The 16,406-nt window shown below is 71.2% G+C and carries 18 protein-coding genes and 1 pseudogene; 10 read left to right on the top strand and 9 right to left on the bottom strand.

Annotated elements, in window-relative coordinates; translation table 11 throughout:
• Positions 1–72: 72 nt before the first annotated feature.
• From ABZZ17_RS20385 to ABZZ17_RS20375, 3 genes are all read left to right on the top strand, one after another.
• The gene (locus ABZZ17_RS20385) at positions 73–1,752 is read left to right on the top strand and encodes an ABC-F family ATP-binding cassette domain-containing protein (protein WP_356877694.1); all 1,680 of its coding nucleotides are present in this window, start codon (positions 73–75) and stop codon (positions 1,750–1,752) included.
• Positions 1,753–1,796: 44 nt separating this feature from the next.
• The gene (locus ABZZ17_RS20380) at positions 1,797–2,738 is read left to right on the top strand and encodes a virginiamycin B lyase (RefSeq protein ID WP_356877693.1); all 942 of its coding nucleotides are present in this window, start codon (positions 1,797–1,799) and stop codon (positions 2,736–2,738) included.
• 339 nt (positions 2,739–3,077) lie between these two features.
• Positions 3,078–3,557 (top strand): hypothetical protein, encoded by a 480-nt coding sequence (locus ABZZ17_RS20375; protein ID WP_356877692.1) that lies wholly within the window; start codon positions 3,078–3,080, stop codon positions 3,555–3,557.
• Between the two features lie 1,246 nt (positions 3,558–4,803).
• Here the strand turns inward: ABZZ17_RS20375 and ABZZ17_RS20370 are convergent.
• A pseudogene (locus ABZZ17_RS20370) lies at positions 4,804–4,984 on the bottom strand (hypothetical protein); the annotation flags it as partial.
• Between the two features lie 537 nt (positions 4,985–5,521).
• Here ABZZ17_RS20370 and ABZZ17_RS20365 point away from each other — a divergent pair.
• From ABZZ17_RS20365 to ABZZ17_RS20355, 3 genes are all read left to right on the top strand, one after another.
• Positions 5,522–5,710: a hypothetical protein gene (locus ABZZ17_RS20365; protein WP_356877691.1), complete on the top strand. Its 189-nt coding sequence runs from the start codon at positions 5,522–5,524 to the stop codon at positions 5,708–5,710.
• Positions 5,711–5,968: 258 nt separating this feature from the next.
• On the top strand, positions 5,969–6,367 hold the full coding sequence (locus tag ABZZ17_RS20360; protein ID WP_356877690.1) for a hypothetical protein: 399 nt from the start codon (positions 5,969–5,971) through the stop codon (positions 6,365–6,367).
• Between the two features lie 420 nt (positions 6,368–6,787).
• Complete coding sequence (locus tag ABZZ17_RS20355) at positions 6,788–7,453, top strand: response regulator transcription factor (RefSeq protein WP_356877689.1); 666 nt, start codon at positions 6,788–6,790, stop codon at positions 7,451–7,453.
• A gap of 11 nt (positions 7,454–7,464) precedes the next feature.
• Here the strand turns inward: ABZZ17_RS20355 and ABZZ17_RS20350 are convergent, their stop codons facing one another.
• The 4 genes from ABZZ17_RS20350 to ABZZ17_RS20335 form a co-directional block, all read right to left on the bottom strand.
• Positions 7,465–8,766, bottom strand: a complete 1,302-nt coding sequence (locus ABZZ17_RS20350; RefSeq protein ID WP_356877688.1) for a sensor domain-containing protein — start codon at positions 8,764–8,766, stop codon at positions 7,465–7,467.
• Complete coding sequence (locus tag ABZZ17_RS20345) at positions 8,759–10,129, bottom strand: FtsX-like permease family protein (protein ID WP_356877687.1); 1,371 nt, start codon at positions 10,127–10,129, stop codon at positions 8,759–8,761. Before ABZZ17_RS20345 ends, ABZZ17_RS20350 begins: the two co-directional genes overlap by 8 nt.
• On the bottom strand, positions 10,126–10,887 hold the full coding sequence (locus ABZZ17_RS20340; protein ID WP_356877686.1) for an ABC transporter ATP-binding protein: 762 nt from the start codon (positions 10,885–10,887) through the stop codon (positions 10,126–10,128). The genes ABZZ17_RS20345 and ABZZ17_RS20340 overlap by 4 nt, the downstream gene beginning before the upstream one ends.
• Positions 10,888–10,995: 108 nt before the next feature.
• Complete coding sequence (locus ABZZ17_RS20335; RefSeq protein ID WP_356877685.1) at positions 10,996–11,154, bottom strand: hypothetical protein; 159 nt, start codon at positions 11,152–11,154, stop codon at positions 10,996–10,998.
• Positions 11,155–11,560: 406 nt separating this feature from the next.
• On the opposite strand from ABZZ17_RS20335, the gene ABZZ17_RS20330 reads away from it, so the two are divergent.
• Positions 11,561–12,778 carry an acyltransferase gene (locus tag ABZZ17_RS20330; RefSeq protein ID WP_356877684.1) on the top strand — a complete coding sequence of 406 codons (1,218 nt, stop codon included), beginning with the start codon at positions 11,561–11,563 and terminating at the stop codon, positions 12,776–12,778.
• Between the two features lie 95 nt (positions 12,779–12,873).
• Here ABZZ17_RS20330 and ABZZ17_RS20325 read toward each other — a convergent pair whose 3' ends face one another.
• Positions 12,874–13,032, bottom strand: a complete 159-nt coding sequence (locus ABZZ17_RS20325) for a hypothetical protein (protein WP_356877683.1) — start codon at positions 13,030–13,032, stop codon at positions 12,874–12,876.
• Positions 13,033–13,314: 282 nt separating this feature from the next.
• Here ABZZ17_RS20325 and ABZZ17_RS20320 point away from each other — a divergent pair, with 282 nt between their 5' ends.
• Positions 13,315–13,491: a cold shock domain-containing protein gene (locus tag ABZZ17_RS20320; RefSeq protein ID WP_356877682.1), complete on the top strand. Its 177-nt coding sequence runs from the start codon at positions 13,315–13,317 to the stop codon at positions 13,489–13,491.
• Here ABZZ17_RS20320 and ABZZ17_RS20315 read toward each other — a convergent pair.
• The 3 genes from ABZZ17_RS20315 to ABZZ17_RS20305 form a co-directional block, all read right to left on the bottom strand.
• Positions 13,457–13,978 carry a hypothetical protein gene (locus tag ABZZ17_RS20315; RefSeq protein WP_356877681.1) on the bottom strand — a complete coding sequence of 174 codons (522 nt, stop codon included), beginning with the start codon at positions 13,976–13,978 and terminating at the stop codon, positions 13,457–13,459. The genes ABZZ17_RS20320 and ABZZ17_RS20315 overlap by 35 nt on opposite strands.
• A gap of 49 nt (positions 13,979–14,027) precedes the next feature.
• Positions 14,028–14,558 (bottom strand): hypothetical protein, encoded by a 531-nt coding sequence (locus ABZZ17_RS20310; protein ID WP_356877680.1) that lies wholly within the window; start codon positions 14,556–14,558, stop codon positions 14,028–14,030.
• Between the two features lie 305 nt (positions 14,559–14,863).
• Positions 14,864–15,070 carry a cold-shock protein gene (locus ABZZ17_RS20305; protein ID WP_356877679.1) on the bottom strand — a complete coding sequence of 69 codons (207 nt, stop codon included), beginning with the start codon at positions 15,068–15,070 and terminating at the stop codon, positions 14,864–14,866.
• A gap of 500 nt (positions 15,071–15,570) precedes the next feature.
• Here ABZZ17_RS20305 and ABZZ17_RS20300 point away from each other — a divergent pair, with 500 nt between their 5' ends.
• Entirely contained in the window at positions 15,571–15,828 is a 258-nt protein-coding gene (locus tag ABZZ17_RS20300) for a hypothetical protein (RefSeq protein WP_356877678.1), read from the top strand.
• Complete coding sequence (locus tag ABZZ17_RS20295; RefSeq protein WP_356877677.1) at positions 15,821–16,075, top strand: hypothetical protein; 255 nt, start codon at positions 15,821–15,823, stop codon at positions 16,073–16,075. Before ABZZ17_RS20300 ends, ABZZ17_RS20295 begins: the two co-directional genes overlap by 8 nt.
• Positions 16,076–16,406: the final 331 nt, after the last annotated feature.

Genomic DNA, 16,406 nt, shown 5'->3' with positions numbered 1-16,406 from the left:
CCGTGCTCATCCACCACGCCACCGCCCACCACACCGCCGCCGCGACGACCCCCGAACCCCTGGAGCCGCCCCATGACTGCACAGCTCACCGCATCTGACCTCACCAAGTCCTACAACGGCCGCCTGGTCCTCGACTCCGTCGACTGCTCCGTCCCCGTCGGCGAACGCCTCGGCATCGTCGGCGAGAACGGCTCCGGCAAGTCCACCCTGCTCCGGCTGTTGGCCGGGTCCGAGCGCCCCGACCGCGGCGAGGTCGTCCTGCACGCCGAAGGCGGCGTCGGCTACCTCGCACAAGAAGAGGACCTCGCCCCGCATCTGACCGTCCAGCAGGTGGTCGACCGCGCCCTCGCCGAGCTGCGTGCCCTGGAGCGGGACCTGCGCCGGATGGAGGCCCGTATGGCCGACGGCGACGCCACCGCCAAGACCCTCAGCGCGTACGCCGACACCCTCACCGCCTTCGAACTGCGCGGCGGGTACGACGCCGACGCCCGCGTGGAGCGCTCCCTGCACGGCCTCGGCCTGCCGGCCCTGCCTCGCGAGTGCGCCGTCGGCGGCCTGTCCGGCGGCGAGGCCGTACGCCTACGCCTCGCCGTACTGCTGGCCGCCGCCCCGGAGGTGCTGCTCCTCGACGAGCCCACCAACCACCTCGACGGCGCCGCCCTGACCTGGCTGGAGGACCACCTGCGCGCCCGGCGCGGCATAACGGTCGCCGTCTCCCACGACCGGGCCTTCCTGGAACGCGTCGCCACCTCCCTCCTGGACGTCGATGGCGACCTGCACCGGACCGTGCGGTACGGCAACGGCTACGCCGGCTACCTCGCCGAGCGCGCCGCCGACCGGCGCCGCCGCGCCGAGGCCCACACCGCCTGGCGGGCCGAGGCGGCCCGGCTGCGCGCGGCCGCCGCCGTCACCGCCCGCCGGGTAGCGCCCGGCCGTGCCATGAAAGACGGCAACAAGATGGCATACGACCGCGCCGCCGGCCGGGTCCAGCAGTCCCTCGCGAGCCGGGTCCGCAACGCCGAGGAACGCCTCGCCCGGCTGTTGGCCCGGCCGGTGCCGGCCCCCGCGGACCCGCTGCGGTTCACCGCGGTACCGCGCAACGCTGCCACTGCTGCCGCCGACCCCGGAACGCCCGCCGGCTCCGGGGACGCGCGAGGGGTGCTGCTGGCCGCGGCGGGCGTCGCGGTCGAGGGGCGGCTCGCGCTGGTGGACGTGAACGTGCCGGTCGGCGGCCGACTGCTGGTCACGGGCCCGAACGGGGCGGGCAAGAGCACCCTGCTGCACGTACTGGCCGGCACCCTGGCCCCCGACCGCGGGCAGGTCGTACGGCACGGCCGGATCGGACTGCTGGCCCAGCACACCGATGCCGGCACGGGCCGCGGAACGCTGCTCGCGGCCTACGCCGAGGGCCGCCCCGGGACCCCCGAGGAGCACGCCGAACAACTCCTCTCACTGGGCCTGTTCGCCCGCGACCGGCTGTCCGCTCCCGTCGGCTCCCTGTCCGTCGGACAGCGGCAGCGGCTGGCCCTGGCCCGCCTGGTCACCGAACCGGTCGACGTCCTGCTGCTGGACGAGCCCACGAACCACCTCTCTCCCGCGCTGGCGGAGGAGCTGGAGGAGGCCTTGGCCCGGTTCGCCGGCGCGGTGGTCGTGGTCAGCCACGACCGACGGCTGTGCGCCCGCTGGTCGGGCGACCGGCTTGCCCTGCACGCCACGGCACCGGAACCAGCCGCAGCCGCCACCTGCCCGTGACAACGGGCCCGCCCCTCCCCGCCCTACCGATAGGACGCCCCCACTTGACCACCTCCGTAAGCCCGCTGGGCACCCTCGACCTCCCCACCCCGCACTCCGGCCCGTACGCGCTCGCCGTCGGACCGGACGGCCGGCTGTGGTGCACCCTCGTCCGCTCCGGGCGCATCGCCCGCCTCACCCCGTCGACCGGCTGCGTCGAGGAGTTCGTACTGGACTCCGCCGACTGCGGTCCCACCCTGATCACCGCCGGACCGGACGGCGCGCTGTGGTTCACCCGGTACCGCGACCACCGGATCGGCCGGATCACGGTGGACGGCGAGAGCCGCTCGTACGAGCTGCCCGGCGGCGCGGGCGGCCCGTACGGGATCGCGGCCGGACCCGACGGCGCCTTGTGGTTCACCTGCACGAACTCCGACCGCATCGGCCGGATCGGCATGGACGGCCGGATCGTGGAGTTCCCGCTGCCGTGCGAGGGCGGATTCCCGTCCTTCCTCACTGCGGGACACGACGGGGCCCTGTGGTTCACCCTCAACCAGGCGAACGCCATCGGCCGGATCACCGTCTCCGGCGAGGTCCGGCTCCACCCCCTGCCCACGCCCGGCGCCGCCCCGGTCGGGCTCGCGGTCGGCCCGGACGGGAGCCTGTGGTTCGCCCAGATCGGCACCGGCCGGATCGGGCGGTTCACGACCGGCGAGACAGCAGGCGTGGAGTTCGCCGAGTTCGCGCTGCCGGAGGCCGACTGCCGCCCCCACGCCGTCGCGGTCGCCCCGGACGGGACCTGCTGGTTCACCGAGTGGGGCACCGGCCGGATCGGCTCCGTCACCCCGGACGGCAAGCTCACCGAGCACCCCCTGGCGGCCCCCAACCGCGAACCCCACGGTCTGGCTTTCGCCCCGGACGGCACGCTGTACGTCGCCGAGGAGCACGGCGGCATCTCCCGCTGGGAGGTGCGCCGCCCTGGAAACGCGCCAGAAGAACCCGGTTGAGCTGGCCGGTTCAGCCAGGCACACCAGCCCGATGAGCCACAGCACGCAGCCGGGCCGCTGGGACCGGCCCCGGTGATGCTTCGCTGTTCCAGCTCGCGACCGAACTACCCGCCGCAGTCCTCGCCCACACCCTCGGCATCACCCGCATCGAACGGGTCCTCACCGACAACGCCTGGGCCTACCGCAAGGGACTGGCTTGGAAAGCCGTGCTGACCAAGCTCGGCGCGAGCGGCAAACTCCGCACTCTCCTGGACGAGTGGGTCTACCTGCGGCTAGCCCGGACGTCAAGAAGATGTTCTCGCATGCCTCTGACACTGTGATGCGCCGTCAGATCTGCTGGTGAGCAGCACCACCGAAATAACCCAACAGACATCAAGATCGTTTACTGGGGCAGCCTCTCCGGCCCCATTCTTCGCCGCCGGCGTACTGATGTACCTCATGCACCGTTTCGGCCCGACCCCGGCGACCTGGCTGCTGCTCGGCGTTTCCTGGCTGCTGGCCCGGGACCAGCTGCACGTGCAGGTGGCCGCGGCCGAGGGATCGGTGAAGGGTCCCCTCTCCTTCCTCGTCTCCCTCGGCATGGTGACCGTCTTCTACCTGGTCGTGCTGGCCTGGCGCTGGGAAGGCCTTCGTCCCGCCCTGGTGGCGGAAGGCCTGTACGGAACGGCGCTCGAAGAGGGCGTTCGACACCGGATGAGCGTGTGGAAGGCGGATCGGCGAAGGGAGGCACAGGCGGCAGACCTGGCAGCCGTAGCCTCCCGGATGACTGGGGCATGGCTCACGGCCGAACACACACAAGCCACGGATGCCCCGTTCTAAGCCCCCTGCACCCCACCAGGCGCCGATCAGAGCCTCCCTGGCGGGGGAAAAGTCCCTGGAGACTCTGATGGGGCTTCAGCCGCGCTTCTGGAGAGTCAGCTTCCCTGGTACACGGGACGGGGCAGGAGAGTGATCAATTGCCCGCCGTAACCCGCGGTTCCCGGGATCGTCTCGGCACGCAGCAGCGAGCCGACCTGGGGACGCGCGTGAGCACGTCGACCGGTGAGGACGGCCAGTGCTCACGCGCGGTTCTCTCGTCTCTGCCCAGGGCAGCGGCGATATCTTCCGCGCGCGTCTGAACGGTCCACTGGCCCTTCGCCAGCGTGGCCAGGACGAGCAACAGGCGGGAGCACATACGGCAGGGCAACCCAGCCCCCGCAACCCAGTCCAGGGGAGAGCCTGCCGCCCACCGAGAAAGGGCGACTTCCAGCGTGGTGGGCGTGCGACGGCCCTTCTCCAGTCGGCCGCACTCGGCCAAGTAGGAGACATGGAACACCGCGGCCCGCCGTGAGATGCCCGCAGCCGTAGCGATGGCTGCTCCGGTCAACACTTGCTCCGGGTGCTCCTGGTGGTGCTGAGTCAGGATGCGAAAGATCTTGGTACAGCTTCCGCACGGCTCCGGCGGGATCGGGGTATCTGGGCGGAAAATGCGGGACGCAGTGCGGCCCCGGCACACCATGGGTGTGCCGGGGCCGAAGTCGGTCCGGTCGTACTGCCCCAGAGCGCTCTGGGCACCGCTCCTGACCCGCGCACCCATGTCGGCACGGACTGAAGCCGACCCTACCCAGGCGCAACCGTCAGGGACCCGTACACGGCCGCCCGCGGGCAACCGCCAGGGACTCAGGGACTCAGGGACTCAGGGACTCAACACAGTCAAGGGATCACCTGCGGGCAGCAACGGCAGGGGCTTCAACACAGCCAGCAGGCATGACCGAACACCCAGCCGAGAACCAGACAACCGACCAACACCCACAAGCAACCCAGCAACCAATCAACTACCTACAAGCACCCACAAAGAGAAAGTCCGGAAAGTCACCACCCGCAGAAGGGCACCTGACCAGCCAAAACGCGGAACCTCCCCGAAACCGGCTTCCCCCCATGATTCCCCCCTTAGGTTCCCCCTCCAATTCCCCCTCTAGCTTCCCCCCATGGTTCCCCCCTTGTTTCCCCCGTCCGTCGAGGAAGGGGCCGGGGGTTCAGGACGTGCCGCCGCGCCACCGGAACGGGCCGCCCGCGGCATCGTCATCGGGGCGTAGCCGGCGCGGACGCCCGGCCCGTACAGGCCGAGATCAGCGAGCAGGAGCGCCTGCCGCCCGATCCGCAGCCGTCCAGCCGGTCACGTCGAGCAACTGACCATCGAGCCGGCCGCCGACCAGTTCGACGTACCCGTGCCCGGCCGTCGGCCCCGCCGGCTCCCACCCGTACACCCGCGGCTGCGTCCCACGTTCCCCGTTCCATCACGCCGCGTTCCCACCTCGCCCCGTTCCAGTGGGGCCCGTTGAGAACACCGGGGCGAGGACTGGTTCCTGAACGACTCCTGGCGGACGCGGGATGGGGACGGCTCCGCCGCCGGTCGCGCCGCCCCGGCCGACCCTGCCAGACCAGCCTCTTTGTCCGGCTGACGCGTACAAAGAGGTGTCGTTTTACGAAAGGGGCTTGCCCACCGCCCCTGACCTGCGGTTATGAAAGATCATCGACTTCGGGGGGTCCCACCTCCGGTCACACCCCCGGTACCCCGCCGGGAGCACCTCTGCAGGCAACTGTGGAGCCCCCTTCCGGTGCAACCCCGAACGGCGGCCGTCGGCGGGGCTTGCCCAGCCCCGCCGACGCGAGTTACCGGTTACGGCCGGGAGACCCCGCCCCTGCCCCGAGCAGCGCGACCCCGCACACACGGAGGGCTGTAACCGGCAACCGGTAACTCGCCCTCACCGCCGGTCGGAATGGTGAGCCGGGAGAATGGGGCGGTGAGCAACACGCGTCGCCGGCTCGGTACCGGCCCCGAGTCCGACGATCCGCAGCCGTCCCGCGCCCGGGAGGACGTTCCGCGAGCCTGGCTCGCCGCCGAGCGGCCGGCCGACGTCCAGGCCGTCACCGCTCCCGCCGCCCGCAGCACGGGCCGACGCGTCCTGGGCACCGGCCCGGCCCCGCGGTGACCCCACCGAGTGCCCGGTGACCTCACCGATAACGTCACCGGTAACCTCCCCGGTCGCAGGTCACCAGCCTCCGAGAACCCGCACTTCGCGAACGTCGACCGTGAACGCGGTCCGGCGGCCTGAACTCACCGACGCCCCCGAGCGCCCGGGCCGGCACCGCCTTCGGACGGCCTCGACTCGGCCTCGCGGTAGCCCCGCGGCGAAAATCAACCGGCGGCGGCATCGGGGCCGGCTCCGAACCGCGGTACGTCATCGCACGTGCGGCACGGAGTGGAGCTCGACGTCCGCGGTGCCCGCAAGCCGGAATGGGTCACTGCCAACGCCACCAACCCGCTCCGCGACTGGGACGGCCGTGAGCACATTCCCCGCACCCGGTACCGCAAGGCCCTTGCCCACTACACAGCAACCCGGGACGCCTTCCTCGCCGAAGTCACCAGCGGGGAGCAGCCTGCCAACATCACGGAGATCGGGCGCGCCTTCGGAGCCGCCCTCAACGCGTTGGACAGCCGCCCGCCCTTCATCGAGACCATCGAACGCGAGGAGCTGTTCGACGCTCTGGACTTCTTGGCAGACGAAGCGCAGACCGCTGTCGGCCGAGACCTGAGCACTGCTCGCGCGGCGTTGATCGAAGGCGTGGACTCCGTCCGCGACTGGTGACCGCGGCCCGTCTGCTGCCGCTCGCCGGCTACGACGGATGCCGTTCAGATCGGCTCGCCTTGACCAGTGCAGAGAAGCCATCCGCCCACCTGCCGCTACGGAGCGGGGCCCCGCTCTGCCCGGCCTGCCGCCAGCTGCTCCAGGCCGAGTACGCGGACTGACGGACGCGTCCGTCCTCCCCCCACACCGCTACGACCGTGTCGTCCGGCTCGAAGCACGCCACCACCTGCGCAAAACCCAGCGTGTCTGCTTCCGCCCTCCATGGCCATCGGGCAGGGTGGCGCCGCCCGGGCATGGGCGCGTCTGCGGCGCTCCGTCGCGGAGGGGCTGCGGCTGTTCTTCCGGCAGTTCCTCGCCCCCGTGCCCTTGTGCGTAGGTTCCGAGGGGCCTGCCGGTCCTGGCCGGCCGGATACTGGTGGCATGATCAACAGACAGCTGCGCGTGGTGCTGGCCGAGGACTCCGTCATCCTGCGCGAGGGCATGGTCGAATTGCTCGGGGCTCGCGGATGCGAGGTGGTGGCCACGGCCGGTACCGGTCCCGCCCTGCTGGAAGCCGTGGCCTCGCACCGGCCGGACGTGGCGGTGGTGGACGTCCGCATGCCGCCCACCCATACGGATGAGGGCATCCGCGCCGCCGTCGAGCTGCGTGTGCGGGCGCCCGGCACCGGCATCCTGGTCTTCTCCCAGCACGTGGAGGCCTCCTGGGCGTCCCGGCTGATGGCGGACGGTGCGGCGGGCGTCGGCTATCTGCTCAAGGAACGTGTGGCGCGGACCTCGGAGTTCGTGGAGGCGCTGCACCGGGTCGCCGACGGGGGTACGGCGCTCGACCCGGAGGTGGTCACCCTGTTGATGCGGGGTGGGCAGCGCGGCCGGGTGGACGCGCTGACGCCGCGTGAGCGCGAGGTGCTGGAGTTGATGGCCCAAGGTCACTCCAACCGGTCGGTCGCCGCTCTGCTCGTCGTGTCGGAGCGGGCGGTGGAGAAGCATGTGGCCGCCGTCTTCACCAAGTTCGGCCTGCGGGCCACGGATACCGACAACCGGCGGGTGAAGGCGGTGCTGGCCTACCTGTCCGAGACCGGGGGCTGATCCGTCCCGTGTCACGGACGCGCCGGAAGTTCCGCGGTGATGGTGGTGGGCCCCCCGGTCGGGCTGTCGACCCGCAGGGAGCCGTCGACCGCCGCGAGCCGTTCGGCCAGGCCCGCCAGACCGGTTCCCCCGCCGGCGCCGGGTGACGCGCCGCCGTGCCCGTCGTCGCGCACGGTCAGACGTACGCGCCCGCCCGCGGCCACCGCCGTGAGCTCGGCCGAGCGGGCACCGCTGTGTCTGGCCATGTTGGCGAGCAGCTCGGCGGCGCAGAAGTAGAGGGCCCGTTCGACCACGGGATGGGGGCGCTCCCGCAGTTCCAGCCGGATGGCGACGGGGACCGGTGAGACGGCGGTCAGTCCCGGCAGGGCCTGTTCGAGGCCTTCGTCCAGGGCCACCGGGTGGAGGCCCCGGGTCAGCCTGCGCAGCTCGGTGATCGTTTCGTCGGTCTGGCCGCGGGCCCGGCCCACCAGGGTGCGCAGCCGCTCAGGGTCGGGGGCTGAGGGCGCGAGCGCGTCCTCGGCCAGGGACAGGGTGATGGCCAGGGCGACGAGCCGGGCCTGTGTGCCGTCGTGGAGGTCGCGTTCCAGGCGGCGGAGCCGGTCGGTGTTCTCCATGAGCAGGACGGCCCGGGCGGCCTCCAGCTCCCGGACACGCCGCTGGATCCGGGCGGGGCCGAGCAGCTGGCGGGCGAGCCACCGGTCCGCCCCGCCGACCCCGCGAAGGGCAGCCGGTACCGCCGACAGCAGGGTCGCGCCCAGCAGCACGCAGCCGGGATCCAGCCACGCGACGGGCCGGGGGCCCGTTTCCAGCAGACGCCCCCAGAGCGGGAACCCGATCAGCCAGACACACCCGAGGGGCAGCAGCACGGCGCAGACGAAGCCGAGCACACCGAGCGGCAACCGCGCCACCAGGTAGAGCAGCGTCCGCCAGGCGACCGGATCGGCCAGCACCGTACGACCTCGGGCGACCACGCCCGCCCGGCGGCCCGGGGCGGGCGGCGCCTCGACGTACTCGCCGAGGAGGCGGCCGAGGAGCCACCGGTGCAGGGCGCCCCAGCGGCGTACGCCCAGCAGCGCCACCACCAGGAACGGGAGACCGAGCACGGTCAGGGAGAGCAGTACACCCGCGTACACGACGGCGATGGCGTACACCCCGCCGAGCAGTGCCAGTGGCAGCCCGACGGCGGCGAAGGCCCACTCGCCGGCCCGGAGGGAGAAGTACCCCCGCCGTCCGGCGACGGGCTGCCGGTCCTGGACATCCGGCGCCGCCTCCTTGCCCGGGGAGGGTACCGGGACAGCGGCGCGCTCAGGCACGGCCGCCGCCCACCAGTTCCGCCGCCGGACCGCGGACCGCCCACACGCCCGTGGCCAGGATGCTCGGAGCGGTCAGCAGGACCGCGCCCACGAGGATCCACCCGCAGTCGCCACCCGGGACCTGAGGCAGCGCCGAGCCGGTCACCGCCGTACTGAACGCCGCCGACGCCGCGCCCGCCACCACCGCGCCGAGCAGCACCCCCACCGCCGCGGTCAGACCCGCCTCCACGGCCAGCATGCGCAGCAGCTGCGCCCGCGTGGCGCCGACGAGCCGCAGCAGCGCGAACTCGCGGCGCCGCTCGGCGGTCACGGCGACCAGCGTGTTGACGGTGGAGACGGCCGCGAAGCCGGTCAGCAGCGCCAACTCCGCCTGGCGCAGCCAGACGTCCGTGGCCGAGGCGATCCCGGTGCCCGTGTCACCCGTGGCATGCGCGGCGGTACTCGTCATGACGATCATGGTCCCAGACAGTCCCACGAGCAGCGCCACGGGTACCACGGCGGAGGACAACCGGCGGGCGTAGCCGCGCAGGTTGGCGTCGGCGAGCCAGCCCGCACCGGGCGACAGCACCCGCACCGGCCCGCCCAGTACGGCTGCCAGGACGCGCGCCGCGAGCGGTCCGGCCAGGCCCACCGCGACGAGCAGCGTCAGGGCGGCCAGGAGCGCGGCCTGCCCCGCCTTGTCGATCTGATCCGGCGGGCGCGTCGCGGCGAGCCGCAGCAGCAGGACGCCCCCCGCCAGCGCGACCGCCCCGGCCAGCAGACGTGCGGCGCCGGTGCGTGCGTGATCGGTCGACGTCGCGGCCAGCGCCGCCGCGGGCGCGATCCGGGAGACGCGCCGTGCCGCGAGGGCCGAGGCCGTCAGACCCACGGCGAGTACGGCCGCCACCGCGACCAGCACCGGTACCGGTGTCCCCGGCACCCGCAGTCCCGGTGCCGCCATTCCTTGCTCCTGCAAGGCGGTGAGGGCGAGCCGGGCCCCTGCCGAGCCGGCGGCCCAGCCCGGCACGGCCACCAGCATGGTGGTCACCACCACCTGGCCGCGGACCAGCCGCCGCGCCTGGCGCGGTGTCGCCGCGACGGTCCGCAGCAGGGCCAGCTCCCGGGACTGCCGGCGTACGGCGAAACCCAACGCGTTCACCACCACGAAGAACGCCACCAGGACCGAGATCTCACCGAAGGCACCGGCGATCACCACCACCCCCGGTCCCACCACCTCCTTCCGGACGACTTCGGAGGCGGTCACCTCGGCTGCGAACAGCCCCCCGAACAACGTCAGGGTGGCGACGGCCAGGAACAGTGCGACAGCCAGGCCGGCGAATGCGGCCGGCCGCCGCGACATCTGTCCGAAGGCGATCGAGATCACCGGCCTCGCCCGCCCAGCCGGCTCAGGCACTCGCCGATGCGCGCCGCGTCCGGCCGCTCCAGCTCCTCCACGAGCACACCGTCGGCGAGCATCAGCACCCGGTCCGCGTAACCGGCGGCGACCGGATCGTGCGTCACCATCACACAGGTCCCGCCGTCCCGGTCCACCCCCTCACGCAGCAGGGCCAGGATCTCGTGGCCGGTGGCCCGGTCCAGCGCGCCGGTCGGCTCGTCGGCGAACAGCACCCGCGGCCGGGAAACCAGAGCCCGCGCGATGGCCACCCGCTGCTGCTGCCCGCCCGACAACTGCCCGGGCCGGTTCCCCGCCCGCCCCGCGAGCCCGACACGGTCGAGGGCCTCCAGGACCTGTCCCCGATCGGGGCGTTCACCGGCGAGCCGACCGGGCAGCTCGACGTTCTGCGCGACCGTCATCGCGGGCATCAGATTGAACGCCTGGAACACGAACCCCACCCGGCTCCGCCGCAGTGCGGCCAGCCGCCGCTCCGGAAGCCGGGACACGTCCGTAGCACCCCACCACACCGACCCCCGGGTGGGCCTGTCCATCCCCGCGAGACAGTGCAACAGGGTGGTCTTACCGGAACCCGAGGGCCCCATCACCGCCGTGAACGTCCCCGCCGCGAAGTCCACCGACACCCCGCGCAACGCCCGCACCACGCCGGCGCCGCGCCCGTGGTCACGGTGCAGGTCGTGCGCTCGGGCGGCGGGGCCCGCCCCGATCTCCGTCTTCGTTTCAGCCATGCCCTCATCCTGGGCGGACGGAGCTGGGGGGTCGATCGTGCCCGCCCCCGTCCTTGGGGTTCGGAAAACCGAACCCCAAAGGACGGGGCGGGGAGGAGTAGAGGCGGATCAGCGGGTCAGGGCCGCGCCGTGGGCGGCCGCCACGACGCCACCGCAGGCGTAACCGGCGTGGATTCGTGCGGCGGCGACGAGGGCGAGGGCGAGGGGCAGCGTCGAACAGCGCGGGTACCGGAAGGTCGGCCGGATCACCCTCAGTCGTTGCATCACGAAAGGAACGTAGTAAAGCCCCGAAATCAGGACAAACCTGGATTCGAGCAGGGGCCGTTCACCGACCGGGCATTCGCAGGACGCGTCGGCAGCCGATCGACCGCGCCATCGCGCCCGCGGCTCTTCGGACCACCTCGCGCGCCCTGGCCGACCACCCGGCCCCGGTTCACCCGAACGGCTGCGCCGAGACGCCGTCGAAGGACGGACTCCATCGGGATCCGTCCGCACAGCGGCCGGATTCGCGCCCGGGAAGTGAGTAGCATGCGCAACGCTTCCGTCCAAAGGCCCGCCGGTCACGAGGGACCCACGGCTGCACAGTTCCTCGCCCCCCACCGTCACGAGCATTGCCCGGCGGTTCTCCGTTGCCACTCCCGGGGATTGCGACCGCTCCACAGAACCCGGATCCATGACCAGCCCACGCGCTCTCGACAGTCCGCAGGACGGCCCGACGCCCCCTCCGGCACGTCCGGCCGGATCCACCGGCGGCGGTCGGCTCCACTCTCTCGACGGACTCCGTCTCATCGCGGCGCTCATGGTCACCGCGTTCCACTTCTGCGCGTTCGACAACTGGTCCTCACCGCGATGGGGCGTCGCCACCGCGGAGGTCTTCCCCGCATTCCAGCCGTTCGCCTCGTACGGCTGGCTCGGTGTCGAACTCTTCTTCCTGATAAGCGGATTCGTGATCTGCATGTCGTGCTGGGGCCGGAGCGTCCGGGACTTCGCCGTCTCACGGCTGATCCGCTTGTACCCCGCCTACTGGTTCGCCGTGCTGTTCACTACGACGGTGCTGTTCTTCACCCGGGACGGGAACACGGGATTCACCACCACCCGGATCCTGACGAACCTGACGATGCTCCAGGAGCCGCTGGGCGTACGGAACATCGACCCCTCGTACTGGACGCTCTGGGCCGAGCTGCGTTTCTACCTGCTCTTCGCCGTCGTCTGCGCGATGGGGCTCACCTACCGGCGGGTTCTCGCGTTCTGCGCCCTGTGGCTCCTGTCGGCCGCGATCGCCCCCCACTGCGGCAGCGCCCTGCTGACGTCGGTGGCCATGCCCGGCGCGGCTCCGTTCTTCGCCGCCGGCGTACTGATGTACCTCATGCACCGTTTCGGCCCGACCCCGTCGACCTGGCTGCTGCTCGGTGTTTCCTGGCTGCTGGCCCGGGACCAGCTGCACGTGCAGGTGGCCGCGGCCGAGGGATCGGTGAAGGGTCCCCTCTCCTTCCTCGTCTCCCTCGGCATGGTGACCGTCTTCTACCTGGTCGTGCTGGGCCTGGCGCTGGGAAGGCCTTCGTCCCGCCGGCGGCCGTGGCTGGTCTGGGCCGGCTCACTCACCTTTCCCCTGTACCTCCTGCACGAGAAGCCCGGCTGGGAAGCCATCCGGCTCCTCCACCACCTGATGGCGCCCTGGGCGCTGCTCGGCGTGCTCGTGCCCGTCCTGCTCGCGATCTCCTGGCTGGTGCACCGGTTCATCGAGCGCCCTGCCGCCAAGGCCTTCAGCAGATGGCTGGGGCCGCAGGCAGGCCGGTCCGGGCGGCTCGGCCCTCACGCCCCCGGCCCCGGATCACCCTCGCCGACGCGACCCTTCGCCCCCCGCACGACGGAACCGGAAGTCAGAGGGTGAGCAGCAGACCCTACGAAGGGCGTGCCCTTGCCATCCGGAAGGGCCGCCACCCGCGCGCGGGGTGACGGCCCTCAAACCTCTGTGGGACGGGCTGGCTACGGGGCCGGGGTGAACTCCACGTCCGTCCCGCCGCAGCCCGCCGCGATCCCGTACAGCCGGTCCCGCTCCAGCTCGGCCACCACCAGGCCCCAGCGCAGCTTCGTCGCGGTCCACTCCGAGCCGTAACGGCACAGCGCGTCCGCCGACGGCGGCAACCACGGTTGCCGGATCCTGATCAGTACCTGTTCCTAAACCACTTCCTGGCCTGGCCAGGAAGCTTCCCTACGCAAAGGGCGGTGAGGGAACCAGGGGCGACGGCCGGCCCGTCGTCGGCGTAGGCGACGGCGAGCGCGGCGTGGGTCGACGGTGGCCTTTGTACCTGCGGCTGCGCAGACCGGGGGCCGCGATCTTCGCCTGGCGTGAGCGTTCCCCGGCGGGGACATGATCCTTTCGAGGCGCCTGCCTCGCATGTGACTGTCGACCGGAAGGCAAGCGTCATGGCAAGGAGCAAGGTCAACCTGTTCGCTCACTACTCCGCCATCGAGACGAATGGGTACAAGACTCTGAAGGCGGGCCAAGCCCTGGAGTTCGAGATCATTGCGGGCCCCAGGGGCCGGCACGCGGCGGACTTCAGGAGCGCTAGTGCTGCCGGGGCACCGGACTCGCCTGCGTAGGGGCTGGTCTGCCCGCGCCGCGGAGAGCTTCCATTCGGGGCGCGGTCACTGTGACCGCCCGAACGCGGCCGTCGGGCAGTTTCCGCAGCCAGCCGCGATCGACGAGTCTGACCAGCTTGCTGCGCAGCGGTTCCAGCTTGGCCTTCACGCTGACGTCCACCCCCACCACCTCGCCGACCTCGCGGGCCATGACCGGTCCGGCGGCCTGCCGCACCGCGGTGATGATGCGCTGGTAGTCCCACGGAAGCGAGCCCTCCTCCACACCCGGTTCGCGGTGCGGAATCAGCATCACCGCTCGTCCGGCCACCTGCCCGGGCATGGGCGCGGCCGAGGCACGTTCCTCAGCAAGCTGCCCGGTCATCCGTTCAAGGACACGTTCGGCGACGGCGAGCTCGTCCCGCTCGGCCCGCACTTCCGCCAGCTCTTCGACTTCGTCCAGTTCCGCGCGCCGTGCGGTGATCTGTTCCGGCAGTTCGGGATCCGACATGCACCGGATCGTGGAAGACCGCCCAGCCACCGCGGGCAAGAACCGGCGGTCAGCTCCCGGCCTCTGCTGCCGGCCGCTTGATCAAGAACTGTTTCGCCGCCTCGACTGCTTCCCTGTTGAGCTCCTCGACGGAGACGCCCCAGCTCTCCTCCCATCCGTCCAGGTTGAAATGGCACGAGACGAGGGATTGCAGCTCCTCGGGGTAGCCGAGGTCCCAGGCGATGTCCGCCCAGATGAGGTGGGTGCCGGTGGCGGGGTCCAGGGTTCCGTCGGCTATCTGACCGGCGATCCAGTGAGCCATCGCCCACCTTGCGGCCCGAGGATCAGCGGGCGGGATGAAGAGCAGTTCCAGCTCCTCCAGCACCTGGTCGAAGAGCGCTGGGGCTTCGGGTTCCTCGCTGCGGAGGAGGCCGGCCAACCTTGCGAGGGAGGGGCTCTCGACCTGGGCCATGAGTGCGTCAAGCCCTGCCCGGATAAGCCGGTCGGACCCGACGTGCCTACCAAATGCCCGCTCGCGCGCGATGTGGCTGAGCTGCTTGAGGGCCTCATCGCGGGTCATCAGAGTCTTCTCGGTCGGCATCTGGGAAAGGAAGGCTCGCACATCCGCCGACGTCCCTCGCATCGTGTTTCTCTTCGACTCAACCGTGCTGACGAATGATCTTCTCCATCGACTCACGCCCGACCAGCACGACTACCCGGAGGACCGATCACACCAGCCCTTTGACCTGGCACTTCAAGTTGGCGGCAACTCAGTAGGGCCCACCCGCCGGTGCAGGCCATCGTCACCAGCGGGTGAAAATCCCGTGCCGCTCATCACGATCGGTGTCAGCCTCGACAGCGTGCGAGTCGGCCTGGGGCCCGCGTGCCGCGGGCCCCTACGAAGAGTCAGAGAACCCGCACCTGATCGGCCTGAGGACCCCTGGTGCCCTGGGTCACCTCGAACTCCACCCGCTGGTTCTCCTGCAACTCCTTGAAGCCGGCACCCTGGATCGACGAGTAGTGCACGAACACATCCGGCCCCCCGCCATCGACAGCGATGAACCCGAACCCCTTTTCGCCGTTGAACCACTTCACGACACCCTGCTGCGGCATTCCCACAACCTTCCCGTACGTCCGAGTCGATCACTCGGAACGGCAAAAACCTCCCCCTCTTGGAAACAGGGCAAACCGGCCCCAAGCATCGTGGCAGCCGGGATACAGAATGCGAAGCACCGCTTTCATGGCAGGGCCCAACCAGACAAGACACCACCTCATATCAGCGCCACAACCCCGGACACCACTCCCATGTCAGTCAGCGCACGGCCCCTGCACACCTCTCACCCGAAATCCGCGATCCCTCACCTGTGCTCGGGGAGTCCGAGGAAGCGCAGCGGGGCCGTTCCCCCGAGAACCCCACGCCCAAGCCCCCTGACCGACGCCGAGGTCGCCACTCGGCGCCGGCGACCAGGGCCAAGGCAGCCGAGGGCGACGGCCGCCCGGCGGCACCCGGCCCGGGAATCGGCAGACCTCAGGGCGGAAACGCTCAGGCGGTCGCGTAGTGGATCCGGGAGGCAAGCGCTAGAGGACGGGTTGATCCGTCCCGGCTGGAAGAGATGCAGCGCACAATGGACGAGGCCTTCGCCCAGGCCATCGACCACAAGTCGCTCGCTCCGATCCAGGCCTGGCTGCTGGTCTGGGCCCAGAACATCGAGATCGCCCGGCGTCTGGACCTGCGCTCGCGCTACCAGCACGCGCAGGACGTCCTGGCCACGTACGACAAGCACGGGCACGATGACGAAGAAGCCGTGAACAGGGCCCTCGCCGAGATCAGCGCCGTACTCGACGAAGCCCAGCAGGCGGTGCGTGGTTGACCTGGAATTGGGAATACGCCTTCAGCGCCGAAGCGGCGGCCAGGAGCGCACCCGCCGCTTCTTGCGGGAAGTGGAGAAGAAGGCGGACGAGCTGGTACGCGCGTGTGAGGTGACCTACCTCCATGCCGGCGACCACCAAGGGCTCAACCCCAAGGGAGACACGCTCCCCGGCGGGATGATCACCTACCAGGTCGTCGTCCGCCGCGAACGCGTGTACATCGTGCAGATCACCGCGCTGGAATGGTGAACACCCCGATCAACGGGCCGCATCCCTCCGCGGGAAGCGGTCGGACGGACACCACCAAGCGCAGGACCCTCCACTGAGCAACGCCAGCTGGCGGTCGCCATACCCGGCTTCACTGGAGCACCCAGGGGGCCTGACGTGCTTGAACACACATGAACGCACACGTGAGCGGAGCGTCGGGGTAGAGACTGCTGCGGGGTGCGGCCGTGGCCATCAGGGCAGCGGCGGAGGCCGCACCCCGGCCCGCCGTCCGTAGCAGGGTGAGGCTTGGCAGGCGCTCGCGGGTTCAGCGGGGCAGGTAGCCCGGACCACAAGGCCGCACGTCCCTACGCCG

The organism is Streptomyces sp. NPDC006512 (assembly GCF_040611935.1).
Lineage (GTDB): Bacteria > Actinomycetota > Actinomycetes > Streptomycetales > Streptomycetaceae > Streptomyces.
Note: the sequence above shows the minus strand (reverse complement) of the source record. Positions and strands in the feature narration are given on the sequence as shown.

Coding starts and splice junctions, on each gene's coding strand:
- ABZZ17_RS20315 (WP_356877681.1), bottom strand. CDS start 13,978: ATGTCGGATCCCGAACTGCCGGAACAGATCACCGCACGGCGCGCGGAA.
- ABZZ17_RS20300 (WP_356877678.1), top strand. CDS start 15,571: ATGCAGCGCACAATGGACGAGGCCTTCGCCCAGGCCATCGACCACAAG.
- ABZZ17_RS20330 (WP_356877684.1), top strand. CDS start 11,561: ATGACCAGCCCACGCGCTCTCGACAGTCCGCAGGACGGCCCGACGCCC.
- ABZZ17_RS20385 (WP_356877694.1), top strand. CDS start 73: ATGACTGCACAGCTCACCGCATCTGACCTCACCAAGTCCTACAACGGC.
- ABZZ17_RS20320 (WP_356877682.1), top strand. CDS start 13,315: ATGGCAAGGAGCAAGGTCAACCTGTTCGCTCACTACTCCGCCATCGAG.
- ABZZ17_RS20340 (WP_356877686.1), bottom strand. CDS start 10,887: ATGGCTGAAACGAAGACGGAGATCGGGGCGGGCCCCGCCGCCCGAGCG.
- ABZZ17_RS20355 (WP_356877689.1), top strand. CDS start 6,788: ATGATCAACAGACAGCTGCGCGTGGTGCTGGCCGAGGACTCCGTCATC.
- ABZZ17_RS20310 (WP_356877680.1), bottom strand. CDS start 14,558: ATGCCGACCGAGAAGACTCTGATGACCCGCGATGAGGCCCTCAAGCAG.
- ABZZ17_RS20305 (WP_356877679.1), bottom strand. CDS start 15,070: ATGCCGCAGCAGGGTGTCGTGAAGTGGTTCAACGGCGAAAAGGGGTTC.